Source organism: Streptomyces sp. NPDC002790 (genome assembly GCF_040295505.1).
Taxonomy (GTDB): Bacteria; Actinomycetota; Actinomycetes; order Streptomycetales; family Streptomycetaceae; genus Streptomyces.
In genome coordinates, this window is sequence record NZ_JBEOVM010000126.1 from 1 (window position 1) to 18070 (window position 18070).

The following is an 18070-nucleotide window of genomic DNA, read 5'->3' on the forward strand; positions in this document are numbered from 1 at the left end:
CCCGAAGGCGCCCTGTACGCCTGCGACAACTCCAAGTTCGGCAGCGACGGCAAAGGCCGCTACTGGCCCGGCGCCGAAGCGTGGTTCGCCTGGCTCTCGCGCACCATCGAGAGGTACGGGCCGGATCGCTGTCTGTGGGCGCTCGCCCCGGACCAGCCGTTCGACGCCGCTGGCACCCTCACCGAGTCGCTGCCGTGGCTGGCCCGCATCCGAGAGATTGGCGTCCCCGCGGCCTTCGCGGCCCAGGACGGCTGTGATCAACCCGGGCTGTTGCCCTGGGACAGCTTCGATGTCCTTTTCCTGGCCGGATCGACCGAATGGAAACTCGGCGCGGTAGCCGAGCGGCTGGCCCGCGAGGCGAAGGCCCGCGGCAAGGGCGTGCACATGGGCCGTGTCAATTCCCGGTCCCGCCTGGGGATTGCCGAGTGGTTCGGCTGCGACAGCGCCGACGGCACCTACCTCGCCTACGGGCCCGACAAGAACCTTCCCAAGCTCCTCAAATGGCTCGACGAACTCGACGGCAACCCCTCCCTCCTCGGCGGCGCGCACCCCTTCGGCGCCCCCGACGGCGTGCCGAGCACTGCGCTCCCGCGCGAAGCTCCCCGTCGCCGCGCACCACCGGGTCAAGCCGCTGCCACGAGAGCACAGATGTCCCCGCTCACGGGGTCACACGCTCCTGCCGTACCGCCGGCCGGACGTGCAAGCGCCCGAACCCGCTGACCGCGCCGTCAGCCGCCGCACACGATCAGGAGTCCATCTGCCCTTCCACTACGACCAGGTCAGCCAGCTGCACTCGCTGGCCGAGCGCATCCACAACGCGGCCGACGAGCTGCCGCTCACCGACTCGGTGCACTCCGGCGTCAACAACCTCGATGACCTCGACGACAGCGCTCGCGACATCACCGGACTGATCACCCACCTCACCACTGCGGCAGCCTTCGCCGCGCGCACCGTACGACGCGGTCGAGACCCCGAGGCGGAGATCACCCGGCGCAAGGTCACCCAGCTCACGCACACGGTCGGCGCGCTGGGTCACGCCCTGGCCGACCTCGGTGAAGCCGTCGCCCACGTCGGCGTAATGCACCAGCTCGACGCCTCGCCAGGATCGACGCAGCGCAGCGAGGCCATCGAGTCCACGCGGGCTCTGCTGCATGCCCGGATCGACAGTGCCCGCGGTCGACTCCACAAGTCGGGGGCCCGGCTCCACCAGGCTGCCGACCGGCTCACCGCTCCCCGGGCCCTGTCCCGCAGCCTGAGCCCGAGCGTCACCGCGCCCGTCCCTCGGCCCGGCCCAACTACTTCCCGCCCCCGCTGATCCATCCGCCCAAGCCCCTGGAGCACCCCCATCCGCAACGCTCTCCACGCTCTGCCCCTGCTCGTCTCCACCGTGCTGCTTGCCGGTGCCGCCACCGCCTGCACCAGCGGCGATGACGCCTCGTCCGCGAAGCAGAACCCCACCACACCCGCCGCGCCGAAGCCGGTACCCGCGCTCAGTGACACACAGGCCCGAGCCGTCATCACCCACTACTCAAAGATCAACAACAAGGCCAACGCACAGCACGACCGCGCTCTGCTCGACACCGTCGAGGAGGGACCGACGCACGCGATGTCCGTCTCGGACTACGCCGAGACCGAGGGCCTGCCCAAGGCGGACCGCAAGCCGTACAAGCCGTGGTCGTACGACACCTCCAGTGCCAAGCTGTACATCCCGCGCTTCACCACCGGCCAGGACCGCTGGTTCGCCGCCGCGCTCTCCAACGAAAAGGGCAACGATCCGAGCCGCCTCGCCGTCTTCGCCGAGCAGCCGAAGGACAAGCGGTGGGAGCTGGTCTCCGTCGTCGACCTCGACGGTACGCGGCTGCCGGACATCGCCCTCGACAAGGACGGGTACGCCACCGCGGTCGCCGCCACCCGCAACAAGCAGTTCGCGGCCGACGCCAACGTGCTGCGCACTGCAGTGGTCGACAACTTCGCGACCGGCGGGACGAACACCGGCACCAAGGTCTTCGAACCGACCAAGGCCAGCAAGCAGCAGATCAAGGTCCACGACGAAACGACGCGCAAGTTCGGAAAGTTGGGCACCACTGTCTTCTCCGGCGGTACGAACCGTTTCAAGGACGCCTACGCGCTGAAGACCCGCGACGGCGGCGCGCTTTTGCTGTTCGCCCACACCCACACTCAGACCGACGCCGTCGCGCACTCCGGGCTGCAGATCAACCCCGACAAGGACGACAACGCCTGGCTGCACGGCACTCCTCGCAGTTCGGTGACGTACACGTTCGTCTGCACCGATGCCGCCACCGTGTCGGTGAAGGCCGCCCCGTCCCGCCTGATCGGCTACACGTGCGCCCGCACCGACGCCTCCGGCCCGCCCGTCGGCTCCGCGCCGACAGACCGCGCCTAGCGCGCCGGAGGAACACCCTTGTCCGTGCCCCACCCCGACTTCGAGCTGGACGACAACGTCGGCCGCACCACAGAGCAGATCGCGCCCATCGAGAGAACCGGCCGATCGCCGGCGACCCGGACCCACGTGGCCGTCCCCGGCCTGCCGGCGCGCCCCGCTCCGCCACGAGGCCCCAGTCGCTGAACTCCCTTCAGCACAAGCCCATTTCCGTCATGACCGTTTGACGGAATGCCATTGGCTGGATGCGTGGGGCGGCGCGAAAGATAGCACGCAATCCCCGGTTACCGAAACCGGGAATTCTCCGGACTCTTGTTCTCAGCCCGCGCACCCGCCTGGGGCTGCTCCCGCATTCCTTCCTGACGCCACGGAGGTCAATTCCGCATGCGCACTGCCCTCGACTGGCGGGTGTCCGCTCGCGACTAGCGGCGGCAGCTCGATCACCCATGAACCCAATCTTTGTAAGGAGCAACTCCGTGTTCGCATCCGGCTTTTTCAAGCGCACGCTGCCCATCGCCCTGGGAGGCGCACTTGCTGCCACCGCGCTCTCCACCGCAACAGCGTCCGCAAGCTCCGGCTGGTGGGTCTCCAGCGGCGGCGGCGCCGAGGGCTACTACAACCACGTCAACGACCACGTCACCGCATGTGACATCAAGACGGACGGCTACAAGGCAGCGGTCCAGATCCTCGCGAACGATGGCCGCTTGCTCACCACCGTCACGGACTCCTACAACAACGGCAACTGCTCTTGGCGGACGCCGACCCTTTTCCAGGGCACGCACAAGATCCGGGTCTGCGTCGTTAAGGGCAACGCACGCCCCGTCAAGTGCAGTGCGGCCCATACATTCTCCGTCTGACTCTCCCACCCCCTTTACAAGATTGCGGTTCCTGCATGCCTTGTTACAAACGATTCATCCCCACCCGCCACCTATACCGGGTCCGTCCGGCCGCCTAGTTGAACACGGTCACTCAGGCCGTCCTCGGCGACGGGCGCAGCGGCCTCGCCGAGCTGTACCTGTTCCTGGAGACCGCGGCCGAGTGGTGCGAGCACAAACCAGGAACCGGGCATCGCCGCCCGCTACCGCCAGCACGCCGAGGAGCTGTCCGCACTCGGTGACCAGCTCGCCTACCTGGGCGAGGACCACCTGGCCAGCGCCTACCGGCGCACGCACCGGCCATCAGTCGGGCCGTCCACGCCCGCCGTCGCGATCACGCCTGCCGCCGCGCCGACTGCGTCCATGCGCCGCCCTGCCCGCTGACGTCGCCCACGACAGGAAGACCCTCTGTCCACTCGTTCTGTCATCGCCCGTCCCACCGGCACCGGCTACGCCGGCACGTACGTCCACTGGGACGGCTACCCCAGCCATCACCTGCCCCTGCTGCTCGCCGCACTCCAGCATCGCTTCGCCGGGGACACCGACGCCCTGACCGCGTACCTCATCGACGGGGCGCCGGAGGGCTGGTCCTTCCTCGGCACCGACCTCCTGGACGGCGCACCCGATGCGCTGCGCGAGCACCTGGCCGGCGGTCGCGACGAACCCGGCCGACGGTACCCGGCCCACCCGACCTCGCCCCCGCTCCTCTACACCGAGCGGACAGCATCCCGCCTGAGCTGGGGCTACGTCCTCCACCCTCCGGGCATCGAAGTGCTCAGCGCTCCCGGCGCGGCACGCGGTCCGGTCGTCGCATGGGGCACCGACCCCCGCGCGCGGTTCCGCGACACCGCCAGCCTGTGGGCGCCCGACCGACCGATCCCGGCCACCACCCCGCCGAAAACCACCGCGCGCACGGCGGCGTCCGGCCCCACGCCGTCGCCCATCGCGGCAGCACCGAAGCGTCCCCGCGCGTACTGACCGCCCATTTCAGGAGACCGACCTGTCCACCCGCTCTGTCATCGCCCGCCCCACCGCCGACGGATACGCCGGCATGTACGTCCACTTCGACGGCTATCCCGACAGCAAACTCCCGCTGCTCCTGACCGCCTACCAGCACCGTTTCGCCGGCGACCTGGAGTCCATGGCCCGCCACTTGATCGACGACGTGGAGCACGGCTGGGACGAGTTGGGCACCGATCTCCTCGACGGCGCTCCCGCCGCCCTGCGCCGCTCCTTGACCGGGGGCGATGAATACCTCAGCCGTCGGATGACCAACGTGATCTGCGCAGACCGCAGCCCGGCCGAGCGTGAACTGATCACGCAGGACGGCACCGGCGACCTGGAGTGGGCGTACGTCCTGCACCCGCACGGCATCGAAGTGATCGCCCTGCAGGCGTACGACCGCGGTCCCGTCGTCGCGTGGGACACCGATCCGCGCAGCCGAATCACCGCCCACCCGGGTGCGTGGCACCCGGACTCCCGCGCCCCGGTCGTTGCGCCGCGCTCCGCCCCGCGCCTGCCCACGGCCACATCCACATCGGCGCCGGCGCCCCGCAAGACCGCTCGCCGCTAACCCCGGCCACCCGCACCGTCCCGACCGCCCCACCGCCCGGAGAGCCCGCTGTCCCCGCACTCGCGCCCGAAGATCACCGTGGTCATCGCCACCCAACTCCGCCCGGACCGTCTCGCGTTCCTCACGGCCATGCACGCCAGCCTGTGCCGTCAGAGCGTGTCGGTGGAGATCATCGTCGCCCTCGACGGCGCCGACCCCGCCCGGCTGCCCGCCGCCCTCGCCGCCGATTCCCGCGTCCGCACCCTTGCCCTGCCGCGCCCGGTCGGCGCAGCCTGCGCCCGCAACTTCGCGCTCACCGAAGTGCGGACCGAGTACCTCAACTGGGCTGACGACGATGATGAGTTCACCGACTGGGCCATGGCGCTGCGGCTGCGGACCTTGGAGACGACCGGAGTGGGCTGGTGCGCCGGATATAGCCAGGACCTCCACTCCAACGGGGCCACAACTCTGTGGCGGCCCCCGACTCCGCCGGGCCGTCACGAGGCCGGGGACGTGTGGCGGTACTGGAAGGACCCGGCCGACACCATCCCGCTCGGCCCGACCACCCTCCTCGCCCGCACCGACCTGGTGCGCGCGGCCCCCATGGGCGGCCTCGTCCAGGGCGAGGATTACTGCGCGCTTGCGGTCACCTGCCTCGCCCCGGGCATCGTGCTGCCCGTCCCGGTCTACCGGTACCGCAAGCACGCGGGACAGATGACCGCGCAGGACTCGTACGACGAACTGGAGTCGAGGTCGAGGGCCTTCGCCCATGGATTTGGTGCCAACCTGCGCGCCGCGTGCCTGTCGCCCCAGGGCCCGGAACCCGCCGCCGCGTAGCCGAGACGGCCCCCTCACCTCCGCATCATTCCCACCCACCGAAGGCGCCCATGCCCGACACCCCCGACCAGGACCGGCCCCGGGAGAAGGTCCTCATCTCTCCTCGCTACCTGGCCGCCAGCCTGCCTGTCACCCATCACGAGTTCCTTGACGTGTTCGCCGAGGAGACGGGGTGGAGTGTGCACACCGACAACTCCTCGTTCACCGTCACCAGCCCCTGCCGTCGCATCACCCTCCGCCATGACCAGGAGGCCGTGGGACGAGGCCCCCATCTGGTGATCTCAGCACGTAGCGACGAGGACGCCGCCGAGCGATGGCGAACGAGCGTCAGCGGCGCCGTGCCGATCGAGTTCGTCTCCACGCTCGTCGGCACCCTGGCAGCTGAACTGGCCTCCGACCCGGATCACGTCATCTACGGCATCGGCTCCGAACCAGGCCCATTCGAGCTGCTGGTCGACGCCGACGCCTGGAATCACTTTGACGCCTCCGGGCTTTCCGGCTTCATCTCACGGGACGGGCAAGCCGCCGTGATCGGCCGGCCGCCCGACTCGTCCGCACCCGCCATCCACGGCGACTCATCCATCGCCTGGCACATTGCCGCTTCCCCGGACGACCTCGGTCACCTGTGGGACATCTCGTTCACGCAGCAGTCTCCGGCCTTCCTCATGCACGCGGTCGCCGCGAAGACCCTCGACCCTCGCCCCATGCTGCGCACCACGGCGTTCCCGTTCCCCACAGCGGTCCTTCCCCTCGTGACCATCGAGCACGCCCCGTCGCCCCAACCTCCCTCGGCGCGGCCATCGTCCACCAATCCCACGCATGGCCCCCAGCCCAAGCGCTCCCCGAAGTCCCGCTGAGCCCTACGCACCGGACACGCCCGTCCGCAGGCTCGACCCACCAGGACCTTGATGCCCGACCTCACCACCGAGATCACTCTCAGCACCAGCCGCACGCTCGGCCTCGTCGCGATGGCGGCCGGCGAAAACTACAAGCAGGCCAACCAGGCCCTCGAAGCTGCCGGGTTCAGCCGCCAGACCGGCGGCGCATACGCCGTCTCTCTCGACGACGCGCAGGCCGCCCGTCGTAACGCCAGCGCCCTGGCGGCTCACGCCACCGAACACGGCGTCACCCTCGTCACCAGCACCCGCCCCTACCTCGGGGACATCAGCACCGAGATCGCCGCGCGGTTGCCCGGCACTTGGACCTCCCAGCTGGAGCTCTACAGCTACCCACTGTGGCAGGAGGACCTCTGGTATCAGCTCTGGGAGGCCGGCGAAATCAACCGAGCACTCCAGGACCACCGCGTCCCCTTCGCGTCCGTGCTGAAGGACGGACAGAGCACGGAACTGTTGTTGATCGAGCGGCCCGGTCACCCGACCGGCTACCTCCTCGGCGCGCTCACCGATGACGAGAAGGAAGACGTCCTGGATGATCCCACCACGCCGAAGACCATGGTCCTTCCCGCTGAGCCGGACCGCGCGGCATCCGCCATCGTGAGCACGTTCCTGCCGGCCTTGCGCCACGCGCTGCACCACCGGGATCTGAACACCGTCCTGTCGGCCCTGGAACGGATTCGCAAGGAGCACGACACGCTCCAGACCATCAAGGAAACGGGCCGCTACACCGACGGCGTGCCGCTCAGCAGCCGCCTCATCGGCAGCATGGAACGCGCCTTCGCCGACCATGCCTGGATCGCTTTCAGCACCGTGCTCGAACACGGGCCACAGCTGCTCGCCCAGTGCCGTCCAGCCACCACGGCATGGCCCGACGACGCAGCAGTGCTGGTACGACTGCGCGCCGCCCTCTCCGACAATGCGGCAGCACGGGCGGAAGAGACCACCCTGGGCACCGACCTGCACGCCATACCCCGGCTGCTGCGCGCCCACGAGTACCACCACGTCCGCGCCGAGTACGGCATGTCCGCACTCCCCGCCATCCAGACGTGGCTCGCCGACGGGGCGATCTTCGAACGGCAGGTCCGCGCAGCACAACCGGCCGGGACGAACACGCTGTCCGTTCCCAGCCGGCGCGCTCTCAGCGCACATCCCGCGCTGCCACCCGCCTCCCCAGCTCCAGCGTCACGACGCTGACCGCTCGCAGAAGGGATCCGCCTCTGTCTGACCACTTCCGCTTCGGCGCTCACCCCGATCACGGGTTTGTGGCCGCCGCCACAGCGAACATTCCTGCACACCTCGCCAACTGGTACCTGGTTCGGGAGCAGTTCGAGCCCGTGCCCGACACTCCGGGCCTGTACCGGCTCACCAGCCCCGAGAAGGACGGGATCCGCCGCACCCGCCAGGCTGTTCACGATCTTCGACGCCACGGCTATGAGGTCCAGGCCGACTACCGTCTCGACCCCGGCCGCAGCGCCTCACCGCCGCGACCGGCCCTGCGAGGCGGGCTGATGGAACGCCGCAACCGCATCGCGCAGGCCGCAGCCACCCGCTCCCCGCAGCAACACGGCGCCCCGACCACCGCGCCCCCCGAGTTTCTGCCCCAGCCCGGCAACGTACCGGTGGGCGGCCACAGCCAGACAGCCGGGAAGGGGCGGAGCCGGTGAGCGATGAACCGATCCGCATCATCCGCGGCCGGGGTGGCGAAGTCGATGTCGAGGGCGCGGTCGACGGCTTCGCCGCGAGCGTCCTCAAGCGAGCCGGCTTCGACACCTACCCGCAACTGCGCGGCGTCTGGATCCGGCTGCCGTTCGACCTGGGCCGCACCTGGGAGAACGAGCACGCCACATGGGCCGCCGAGATGCTCGCCGCCGCCCGCTACAGCGTCGATCTCGACCCGGATCTGCGCGCCGTCCCGCCCGCCGCATCCGCGCCACGCCGCACGAAGCCCGCCATGACCGCACAGTCCGCGCCCGACGGCATCCCACGGCGGCGGCGCTGACCCGCCGATCCGACACGAAGGTCTTTCGCCCTGACTTCCTCCGCAGCCATCTCCCTCCACCTCAGCTCCGGCAACACGATCGTCGCGCTCCCCAGCGGGGAGAGGCACCAATGGGCAGCGATTGCACTGGAGTTGGCCGGGTTCATCCGCGAGCACCAGGACGACGCCCACCGGCTGCCCCTCGATGACCACGCCAGCGCGCGCGAGGCACTCGCCCGGCTGCACCAGACCGCTCAGGACTGTCAGGCCAAGGTCATCACCAGCGAGCGGCCCTACTTCGGCGACATCGCGCACGCCGTCGCCGAGGCCCTGCCCGGCCAGTGGGACGTCAGCATCGAGCACTACCCGGACGGCACCATCCCCTCCCAGCTCCTGGACTGGGTGTGGGAGGCGAGCCCCGCACTGTCCACCCTGGCCAAGTACCGCACTCCCGGTGCGGCGATCCTCCGCGACGGCGGCGGCACCGAACTCCTCCTGGCCGAACGCCCGTGGGACGGCCGCTATTTGACCGGCTCCCTGCTTCCGTCCCCGGACCACCTGCACGTGACCGGAGCCGGGCCCCGCACGGTGGTCGCCGCCACCGCCCGCGAGGCAGCAGCCGATGTCCGCTCGCTGCTGCTGCCCTCGTTCGAGCAGCTGGTGCATCTGGCGCGGCTGCGCGAAGCGCAGGAGGACCTGGACTGGGTGCACGGGATCGCGCCCGGCACCGTGGACAACCTGGAGCTGGACGCCGCAATGGACCGGTTCCTCACCCACGCGCCCTACCTGCTCGCGGCCACTCGCAGGGCCAACATCAAGCCCCTGGCCGACAGCGAGAGGGCGGTCCTCGTCCGCTTCGAGAACCTCCTCGCTCGAACCCAGACCGCGCCCGACGCCCAGGCCGGACCCGCGCCAAGCGGAACGGATGAAGCCCTGGCGCTGTGGCTCGAAGCCGGTGAAGACCTGCTCGACGTGGTCCGTGCCACCTCTAGTCCTGTCGCAGCCCCCTCCCGCCCAGCCATCACCACCGCCACACCCCCGAAGCCACCGACAGCAGCCACTGCCGCACGCGCCCGCTGACCCTTCCCTCTTTCGCCCTCGCCTGACGATCACGGAGAGCACCCCGCGTTGAATTCCCGTACCAGCTGCCCGTCGGACCGCACTGCCTCCCGGCCGTTGCTCGCCGAGCGGCACGTCGCCCGGCTGCTGCTGGGCACCCTGATCGGGCGTCTGCCCAACGGCATGGCCCCCGTCGCGATCCTCCTGCTGGTCGCCGAACAGGGCGGATCGCTCGCGACCGGCGGGCTGCTGTGCGCGCTGTACGGGCTCGCGAGCGCCATCGGGCAGCCAGCGCTGGGGCGCATGGTCGACCGGCGCGGCCAGACCCGGGTCACGACGGCCGCCGTCCTGGTCACCACGGTCTGCCTCCTGCTGCTGCGCACCGACGCCGTCGCCACCCCGGGGCTCGCGGCCGGATTGGTAGTCCTCGCAGGGCTGAGCACGCCTCCGTTGGAGGCGAACCTGCGCGCCCTGTGGGCCGCTGTGCTCCCGGATTCGGAGCGGCGCCGCGCCGCGCTTGCACTCGACACCGGCGCCCAAGGTCTGATCTACGTCGCCGGACCTCCGCTGGTCGCCACGGTCTCCGCCCTCCAGGGGCCCGGCGTCGCCATGACGGTCACCGCGGTGCTCGGGCTGTTCGGGGCGAGCGTGGTGCTCAGCGCCGCACCGTCCAGAAGGTGGCATCCCGAAGGCGCTCGCACGGGCGGGTTCCTCGGGCCTCTGCAGCACGGTGGGCTGCGGTTGCTGTTCCTCGCCGTCTCCGGTGTCGGCTTCGCGCTGGGGGCGATGAACGTGTGGGCGGTGTCCATGGCCGAGCGGCACGGCATGGCCCTGCTGTCCGGGGTGGTCCCGGCCGCGCTGTCTGCCGGGAGCCTCGTCGGCGGCATCCTCTACGGCCGGCGCAGCTGGCCTGGCCACCTGAGCAGGCAACTCCGTACCGCGGCACTTCTGTTCGCTCTCGCTTGGGTGCCCCTCTCCGCAGGCCCCGGGCCGGTCGCCGCGACCGCGCTCACGGCCCTACCGGGCCTCTTCCTCACCGCATTGGTCACCAGCGCATTCCTGACGGTGGATGCGCTCGCGCCCGCCGGCACCCGTACCGAGGCGTACGCCTGGCTGATCGCCGCGGTCGGCTCCGGCCAGGCGGCAGGTACCGCGCTCGCGGGCGCGCTCTCCACGCAGCCGTACACCGCGGCACTCCCCGCCGCGGGAGCCCTCACCTGCCTGCTGGTGTTGCTCGGCGCCCGCCGCCGCCTGACCGTTGCAGACCCGACGCGCCGCCGAGGCCGGCATCGCCGCACACCCGCCCATGCCGCGCATGCCGCGCATGCCGCGCATGCCGCGCATGCCGCGCATGCCGCGCATGCCGCGCATGCCGCGCATCGCTGAGTCTCACACCCCGCCCGCGCGGCCTGCGAGTTTCCGTCAATGACCCCTGAACTGCCCGTCACGGCAAGGAGACCACCCAGAGCATGACCGTTGTTGGTACACCCGGCTATCGGAACTGCGGAAGGCGAGACGGGTAGTTGCAGGGCGGTGAGGCCCGCCCTGGAGCATGTCGGCAGTCATTGCCCATCTTTCGTGGTCCAGCCACGCACCGTTGATGTGCTGAAAGCTCAGGGCCCGCCTCCGCCTTCGCCCAACACCCCACCGCTTTCACGCCACCACCGATAGGAGATCCGCCTTGCACGAGGCACCAGCAGAGCCGTTCATGACGATCCGGCACGCCATCACCGGAGAGATCACCACCACCGGCTACAACGCCGCCGCCCGGCGGATCCTGCTCCAGGACGGCTTCGAAGAGACGCCCGACTGCGCCTGCCGAGCGACGGAACCCGGTACGGAGCGGACGCACGGGCCTGCTCGGCAGCCAGCGACCTGCTCGTCGCCAGCCACCCCCTGCACCTGGGCCGAGCCCCCGGTCGGCCAGTACGCGCCGACGGCAGGCCCCGGTTGGCCCGGTCGCCGATGTCAGCACAGTCCGTGATCCGCTCCGAGAGCGGCCAGCCGCTCCAGCACATCGCCAACCCCGCCCGCACCCATACCTGTTGAAGGACCCTCGTCTTGACCACACCCGGACCGCCTACCAGTCCAGCGCGGACCAAGGGCGGCGAACTACGGGCCAAGGTCGCCCGACTCCTGGCCGACCGGCCGGCGGACACGCTCACCATCGGGGACATGGCCAGGCAGCTTGGTCACTCCCACGGCGCCGTCCGCAACGCCGCCCTCACCCTGGTACGACGCGGCGAGGCAGGCCAAAGCGGAAGCGGTCAGCCGGAGTTCCGTGCGAACGCGAAAACCGCCGCAGCCGCGCAGACCGCTGTGATCAGCCCACCGGGCACCCATGCTCCCCGCACCCAGACGACCACGGCCCGCACCACCACTCCGGCAGTAGCCAAGCCCAGGCAGACCGGCCCGATCCGCCGCGCGGGGGGCCAGCTCTACCACCCCCGGGAGCTGGCCGATCTGCCCGACGTCGAGGCGCTGAATCGCTTGCGCGACGCCGACGTGCCGGTGCTGCTCTACGGCCCTCCGGGCACCGGCAAGACGTCTTTGGTGGAGGCGGCGTTCCCGGACCTGCTCACCGTCGCCGGGGACGGCGACACCACGGTCGGCGACCTGATCGGCGAGTACATGCAGGCCGACGGCGGGGGTTACGTTTTCCAGTACGGTCCGCTGGTCACGGCGATGACCGAGGGCCGTGCCCTGCTGATCGACGATGCCACCTTGATCTCACCGAAGGTCCTGGCGGCGCTGTATCCCGCGATGGACGGGCGCCGGCAGATCCAGGTCAAGGCTCACAAGGGCGAGGCCATCAAGGCCGAGCCGGGCTTCTACGTGGTGGCGGGCCACAATCCCGGCGTCCACGGGGCGGTGTTGACGGAGGCGCTGTCGTCCCGGTTCAGCGTGCAGATCCAGATCGGCACGGACTACGACCTCGCTCTGGCCCTGAGGATCGATGCCCGGGTGGTCCGGGTCGCCCGGAACCTCGCCCGCCAGGTCGAACTCGGCGAGCTGGGGTGGGCCCCCCAACTGCGGGAACTGCTCAGCTACCAGAAGACCGAGGCCGTCCTAGGCACCAATGCCGCACTGGCGAACCTGGTCGGCATCGCACCTGTGGAGGATCGCGACATCGTCGCCGACGCCGTCATTAAGGCTGTCGGCGTCAAGAAGATCGCGCCCCTCACCCTCGGCAAGCAACTCCCCGCCTCGGCCGTCCAGCAGCCCCCGAGCACCGGCTCCGCACACCGGGGCCGCTCGCGATGAGCGCCCACCACCACGTCCAGTCCCCCGCCATCCGGGACGACGACGCCGACCTCGCGCGCTGGGACAACGACGGCGCCCCTCCCGCGCAACCCCGCACCTCCCCGGCCGCATGGCTGCGCGTGGGAGCCGAACTCGGCGACCGGCTCGTCGCCCTCTCCGGCCGCCAGGACCTCCTCGTCACCTGCCGCCCCGGCACGCGCAGCGGCGCACCGGCCGCGTTCTTCCCCACTCTGGGCGAGGTCGAGTTCGACGCCAGCCTGTTCGCCCCGCTAAAGCCCCACGAGATCCATCCGCGGATGGTGGGCGACGAGGAGCGATATCCCGCCGCCTGGGGCGTCTTCGTCCACGAGGCCGCGCACGCCGCCCACTCCGTCTGGACCCAGCCTGGCGGAGCCAACCCCCGTGTCGTCGAAGCCGCGCTCCTGCTGGAGGAGAGCCGCGTCGAAGGCACACACCTGATCACCCGGCCCACGGACCGCACATACCTGCGCACCAGCGCCCGAACCCTGGTCATGCCCGACATCGCCCACCCCACCCTCCAGGGCATCGAGCACGCCGCCTCCGTGGCGGCCCTGATCCTCGGCCGCCGCGACGTCGGCATCCTGGACGCCGGCGAGACCCGGGCCGTCTCCGATCTGTGCGAAAAGGTGCTGGGCAAAGACCTGCTGGCCACCCTCACCCGCATCTGGACCGCAGCCCACCAGTGCGCCGACCACGACGCCACGACCATGCTCGCGCACGGTCAAGAATGGTGCGACGCTCTGGACGCCGCAGCCCCCGCCCTGCCCGTGCCGGAGAACCTCACCGATCTGCTGTCCGGCGCCGTGGGGGTCGTCATGGACAGCACGGCAGCCACCGACGCCGCCGACCTCGCGGCACAGGCCGCAGCGAACAACGCCATGACGTCGCGGTCCAAGGCACAGGCTCAGGACCGCGCCCAGCGGGCCGGCCAGCGACGCAAAGCCGCCGCCACCGCCAAGAGCGTCTTCAACACCCGTGGCACCACCGTCAACCCCGACGGCACAACGGCGCCCCACAGCACCCCAGTCACCGGCACCCGTCAGCCCACCGCCGCCGAGCAGAGTGCCGCCGCGCGCCTGAGCCGCGCCCTGCGCGCCGCCGCCTACCGCGAGCGGACCGAGGAGCAAACCACCAGCCCCACACCGCCCGGCCGCCTCAACATGCGCGCGGCCCTCGCCCGCGACGCCCAGCGCGCCGCCGGGTCCGTCCCCACCGCGGAACCGTTCACCCACACCCGCCGCCGGAACTCTCCCACCCCACCGCTGCGTGTGGGTATCGCCGTCGACGTCTCCAGCTCCATGCGTGCCGCCTGCGCGCCCGTCGCGTCCGCTGCCTGGATCGTGGCACGCGCGGCAGCCCTGACCGACCCCGACTCCCTTACCGCCACCATCGCCTATGACAGGCACCTGACCGCGTTGACCCGACCCACCCACCGAGCACCAGAGCGCGTGACGACGTTCGATGCCAACGGCGGCCACCACAATCTCGGCGACGCCATCGACGCACTCGACCACGGCCTCGAACTCCGACGCCCTGGCGCCGGCCGCCTGCTCGTGATCGTCACCGACGCCCTGTACGGCAGCGACGAAACCGCTCAAGCCGTCACCCGCGTCAAGCAGCTCACGACCGCAGGCTGCGCCGTACTCCAGCTCACCCTCACCGCCAGGTCCCAGCACCTGCCGGGGACCACCTTGCTCCACCTGCCCCAGCCCTCCAGCGCTCCCGTTGCCATCGCCAAGGCGGCCACAGACGCCATCCGCAGGACCCGGTGAGCCGACATAGAAGACAGAAAACAGGAACAACTACGTGGCAATCCGTACGACCTGGAAGATCGTCCACAGCTGTGGACACGAAGTGACGCACAACCTCTCCGACCGGGCCGCTGACCGGCGCGCCGGATTCGCCCGCTGGCTCGAAGGCCGCGACTGCACCGACTGCTGGAAGGCCGCCCGCGACTCCGACACGGAATCCAAGGAAGCCTGGCTCGCCACCAAGCGCGCCGAGGAACAGCAGGCCGCCCGCGAGTGGGCCGAGCAGTTCGACATGCCGCCGCTCGAAGGGCCCGAGCGGGCCCTCGACTGGGGCGAGCGCTCCCGCCACCAGCTCGTCACCGCCGCCTACAGCTTGCTGGTGAGCGAGGGCACCTGGGACGAGGCCGACTGGGCCGACCTGGAAGACAAGATCCGCACCGTAGACCGCGCCGGATGGTGGATCGACCAGCGGGACGCCGAGGGCGCTGACCTGCCCGAACTCCTGGACGCCGCCGCCTCCGACGACATCGGGACGGAGAACCCGTTCCGATAGAACGCTGGGCTTTATAGCCGACGATCCCCGGTTACCGAAACCGGGGATCGTCCGGATCCTTGTTCCTCCCACCGCCTCCCCGCGCACCTCGTGGAAGGAAACCTGCTGTGCCCGCACCCAGCCACCCGCATGCCCCCGGTGACACCGTCACCCCCGATCGCGACATCACCCACGCCCACTTCCGGCCCGGTGACCAGGTCGTCATCCTCAAGGGCACCTCCGGCAGCGAACTGTGGGGCGATGCCTACAAGGTCGTCGCCCCCTCGTGGCACACCCCGACCGACGAGGACGGCTGGCGCCTGTACGACCCAGCCGGCGGCGAACGCTCGTACATCACCGCGCACCCGCGCTACCTGGTCCACCTCTCCAGCCGATGCCCGGACTGCCTCATCTACCAGCAGGCGCTGCGCAGTTACCTGGTGCCGCGCCTGGCCGGCGCCGACGAGGATGTCGACTGCGGCTGGTACTCACTCACCCACCTCAACCAGGTGGTGCACGTCGCCGACGCGCGGGGCGGCCAGTGACCGAGGCACTCGACCCCGATCGCGCGACCGTCCTGGCCCGAGCGGTATCGGCGGCCGTCGATCAGATCGCCGGCACCCAGTGGCCGTCGCTGCTGGCCGAGGCACTGCGCGAGACGGAGGCGACCTGGCAGGAGTCGGCGCAGGTGTGCGCCGACGTCGCCTGGCGGGCCCGCGCGGCGGGCAACAGCGCACTGGCGCTGCTCACCTCCGAGCAGGTCACCGACCCCAGTCCCGGCCCCGTGATCTGGCGGACGTACCGGCACCTCTACCTCAGCACGCTGCGCTACGACTTCCGCTGCCGCGACATCGAGTCGCTCATGAACAAGGTGCCGGTGAACGTGCTGGACGAGGACCCCTACAGCGAAGCCCTGTACGCCTTCGCACGGTTGGGGCAGTCACGCTCCGACGGCCTCGCCGTCATGCACCGGGTCCTCGTCGCCGCACCCGGCCACCCCAAGACGCTGCACGTCCTGCTGCACGGCGTGTGGCTGGGCACCTTCCTTCCCGGCCGGGCGCCCATGCTGCTGGCCCTGGTGGGCCTGCTCCCCGAGGGCGGGCTGAACGATCCCATCGCTCTGTTCCGCATGGCCTCGGCCCGGCGCAGCCTGGGCCACTATCCCGAAGCCCTCACCGCCATCGGCCATGCCCTGGAGCTGCTGCCGCCCGGCGATCCGGCCGTGCACGCCGACCTGGTCCGAGAACACGCGCTCATCACCCTCGCCTACGACCTCACGCAACACGCCCGCGCGACCCGGAACACCACCCCATCATGATCATTCGCATTCACCCGCGCGGCATCGATCCCAACGAAGCCCTCGCCGAGGCCCTGGGCCGGCCCGTCAGCCGCCAGGAGGGGTTGACCGACCACACGGTGGTCGCCCACTGGCCGGGGCTGGACGCCTACTTCCTCGACGACGAGGACCGCATCTGGGCTTCTGCCGAGTGGGCCCAGCATCTCAATCACCCGTCCTGGCAGCACCACCACGCGGCCAGCCCACGAGGCGACTACCGGGCTATCTGGCATGCGTCCGCGCGCCTGCATCCGGACGACCGCGACCTCACCCGCCCGGAGTGGTCCGAGATCGCCCACCGGATCGCCCGCACCGCGGACGTCCAGCGCCCCGGAGACGAACGCGGCTGCCGCTGGATAGCCGTCCAAGCACAGCCCGGCCGCATCGACCTGATCGCCAACCTCATCCGAGCCGACGGCACATGGACGGCGCACCGGTCGAACCTGTCACGTCTGGCCGCCGAGAGCCGGCGCCTGGAGGCCGAGCTGGGGCTGATCTCACCATCGGTCGGCGGCCCGGATCCGCATCAGGGCGCACGCTTCGCCCAACGCGCCCGGCCGCCGTGGGCCGCCCCCGACGCCACCGCTCAACTCGCGGAGCTGCTGCGGCAACTCGCCGACGAGGATGCCGGTCCGCTGTCCACCGTCCGTGGCCTCGTCGAGCACGCGGCTCACCGTCTCGACCGCCTCCCCGGTGCGCACGGCCGCGACCGCGCACACCAGCTGGAACTGATCGCCCGCCGCCTGCACGGCATCCAGCAGGACCTCGACTCCCTGGCCAGCACACTTCCGGCCAACAGCCAGACAACATCGCCTCGCCCAACTGCGCTATCTGCGATGCCAGTTGGACAGCCCGCCCCGCCGAACGCCACCCGGCCCGCCCACTGACCGTCAGAAAGCATCTCCTTCTTGGCCCTCGCCGATCGTTACCTGACCCTGGGGCGCGATGTGCACTCCGGGGAAGTCCTCGCCCGCGGCGGCGATCCCGAAGCCCACAGCATCCTTGAGCGCACCGGGTTCGTCCCCGTCGTCCGCCTGCACGAGACCTATCACCGCCTGCCCGTCGGCCTCGACGAAGCCGAAGAGAAACGTCTCGCCGCCCGCGCCGTCGCCCGGCTGCGTGCCGTCAAATACGACGTGAAGGCCGACGAAGCCTTCGACACCGGGATGCGCGAGCCGCACTACCTCTCCATTGGCTCCCAGGCCGCCCACCTCGCCGAGCAGATCCGCGAAGCCAGCACCACCGACTAGGTCGCCGACGTCCTGACCGAACTCACCGCCTCCCACGACGGCGTCCTCATCGCCCTCGGCGAGGTCTTCGCGGCCAGTGCCACCTTCTATCAAGACCTCGACCAACCGGCAGATCCGCACACCGCGAAGCGCCTGCAGTACCTGGCCGAGCACCGGCTCGGCGTCCTGTGGTCCGACCTCGCGCACATGCGCAACGACCTCGCCGACCGGCACCAGGACCATCCCCCAGCGCCTCGCCTGCACCGCCGAGGTAGGACCGCAGGAACGCGAAGCCTCCGCGGTCTGCGCCTGCCCGCCGCCACCACCGCGTCTGGCCAC

Annotated in this window: 20 protein-coding genes; 19 read left to right on the forward strand and 1 reads right to left on the reverse strand. The window is 70.6% G+C overall.

Features of this window, described 5'->3' with window-relative positions:
* The 19 genes from ABT004_RS31830 to ABT004_RS31920 all read left to right on the forward strand — a co-directional run.
* On the forward strand, nucleotides 1-720 hold a 720-nt coding region (locus ABT004_RS31830; protein ID WP_351343614.1), incomplete at its 5' end, for a hypothetical protein.
* On the forward strand, nucleotides 698-1315 hold the full coding sequence (locus ABT004_RS31835) for a hypothetical protein (protein WP_351343617.1): 618 nt from the start codon (nucleotides 698-700) through the stop codon (nucleotides 1313-1315). The genes ABT004_RS31830 and ABT004_RS31835, both read left to right, overlap by 23 nt.
* A 72-nt stretch (nucleotides 1316-1387) precedes the next feature.
* Entirely contained in the window at nucleotides 1388-2404 is a 1017-nt protein-coding gene (locus tag ABT004_RS31840; RefSeq protein ID WP_351343620.1) for a DUF8094 domain-containing protein, read from the forward strand.
* Nucleotides 2405-2877: 473 nt separating this feature from the next.
* Nucleotides 2878-3258: a hypothetical protein gene (locus ABT004_RS31845; protein ID WP_351343623.1), complete on the forward strand. Its 381-nt coding sequence runs from the start codon at nucleotides 2878-2880 to the stop codon at nucleotides 3256-3258.
* A 1069-nt stretch (nucleotides 3259-4327) separates the two neighbouring features.
* Entirely contained in the window at nucleotides 4328-4849 is a 522-nt protein-coding gene (locus ABT004_RS31850; protein WP_351343626.1) for a hypothetical protein, read from the forward strand.
* Nucleotides 4850-4927: 78 nt separating this feature from the next.
* Nucleotides 4928-5665 carry a glycosyltransferase gene (locus ABT004_RS31855; protein ID WP_351343629.1) on the forward strand — a complete coding sequence of 246 codons (738 nt, stop codon included), beginning with the start codon at nucleotides 4928-4930 and terminating at the stop codon, nucleotides 5663-5665.
* A gap of 50 nt (nucleotides 5666-5715) precedes the next feature.
* A complete protein-coding gene (locus ABT004_RS31860; protein WP_351343632.1) occupies nucleotides 5716-6522 on the forward strand; it encodes an SPDY domain-containing protein in 807 nt (268 codons plus the stop codon).
* A gap of 51 nt (nucleotides 6523-6573) precedes the next feature.
* The gene (locus tag ABT004_RS31865; RefSeq protein WP_351343635.1) at nucleotides 6574-7755 is read left to right on the forward strand and encodes a hypothetical protein; all 1182 of its coding nucleotides are present in this window, start codon (nucleotides 6574-6576) and stop codon (nucleotides 7753-7755) included.
* A 68-nt stretch (nucleotides 7756-7823) separates the two neighbouring features.
* Entirely contained in the window at nucleotides 7824-8225 is a 402-nt protein-coding gene (locus ABT004_RS31870) for a hypothetical protein (protein WP_351343638.1), read from the forward strand.
* On the forward strand, nucleotides 8222-8560 hold the full coding sequence (locus ABT004_RS31875) for a hypothetical protein (RefSeq protein WP_351343641.1): 339 nt from the start codon (nucleotides 8222-8224) through the stop codon (nucleotides 8558-8560). The genes ABT004_RS31870 and ABT004_RS31875 overlap by 4 nt, the downstream gene beginning before the upstream one ends.
* Before the next feature lie 132 nt (nucleotides 8561-8692).
* Nucleotides 8693-9619 (forward strand): hypothetical protein, encoded by a 927-nt coding sequence (locus ABT004_RS31880; protein WP_351343644.1) that lies wholly within the window; start codon nucleotides 8693-8695, stop codon nucleotides 9617-9619.
* Nucleotides 9620-9667: 48 nt separating this feature from the next.
* Complete coding sequence (locus tag ABT004_RS31885; protein ID WP_351343647.1) at nucleotides 9668-10984, forward strand: MFS transporter; 1317 nt, start codon at nucleotides 9668-9670, stop codon at nucleotides 10982-10984.
* Between the two features lie 322 nt (nucleotides 10985-11306).
* Nucleotides 11307-11582, forward strand: a complete 276-nt coding sequence (locus tag ABT004_RS31890; RefSeq protein ID WP_351343667.1) for a hypothetical protein — start codon at nucleotides 11307-11309, stop codon at nucleotides 11580-11582.
* A gap of 77 nt (nucleotides 11583-11659) precedes the next feature.
* The gene (locus ABT004_RS31895; RefSeq protein ID WP_351343650.1) at nucleotides 11660-12862 is read left to right on the forward strand and encodes an AAA family ATPase; all 1203 of its coding nucleotides are present in this window, start codon (nucleotides 11660-11662) and stop codon (nucleotides 12860-12862) included.
* Nucleotides 12859-14655, forward strand: coding sequence for a hypothetical protein (locus ABT004_RS31900; protein ID WP_351343653.1), 1797 nt, complete (start codon nucleotides 12859-12861; stop codon nucleotides 14653-14655). The genes ABT004_RS31895 and ABT004_RS31900 overlap by 4 nt, the downstream gene beginning before the upstream one ends.
* A gap of 82 nt (nucleotides 14656-14737) precedes the next feature.
* On the forward strand, nucleotides 14738-15187 hold the full coding sequence (locus tag ABT004_RS31905; protein ID WP_351343670.1) for a hypothetical protein: 450 nt from the start codon (nucleotides 14738-14740) through the stop codon (nucleotides 15185-15187).
* A 107-nt stretch (nucleotides 15188-15294) separates the two neighbouring features.
* The gene (locus ABT004_RS31910; RefSeq protein WP_351343656.1) at nucleotides 15295-15711 is read left to right on the forward strand and encodes a hypothetical protein; all 417 of its coding nucleotides are present in this window, start codon (nucleotides 15295-15297) and stop codon (nucleotides 15709-15711) included.
* Nucleotides 15708-16484, forward strand: a complete 777-nt coding sequence (locus ABT004_RS31915; RefSeq protein ID WP_351343658.1) for a hypothetical protein — start codon at nucleotides 15708-15710, stop codon at nucleotides 16482-16484. The genes ABT004_RS31910 and ABT004_RS31915 overlap by 4 nt, the downstream gene beginning before the upstream one ends.
* Complete coding sequence (locus ABT004_RS31920; protein ID WP_351343661.1) at nucleotides 16481-17389, forward strand: hypothetical protein; 909 nt, start codon at nucleotides 16481-16483, stop codon at nucleotides 17387-17389. The genes ABT004_RS31915 and ABT004_RS31920 overlap by 4 nt, the downstream gene beginning before the upstream one ends.
* 3 nt (nucleotides 17390-17392) lie before the next feature.
* Here the strand turns inward: ABT004_RS31920 and ABT004_RS31925 are convergent.
* Nucleotides 17393-18070, reverse strand: a 678-nt coding sequence (locus ABT004_RS31925) for a hypothetical protein (RefSeq protein WP_351343664.1), incomplete at its 5' end; no start/stop codon positions are given.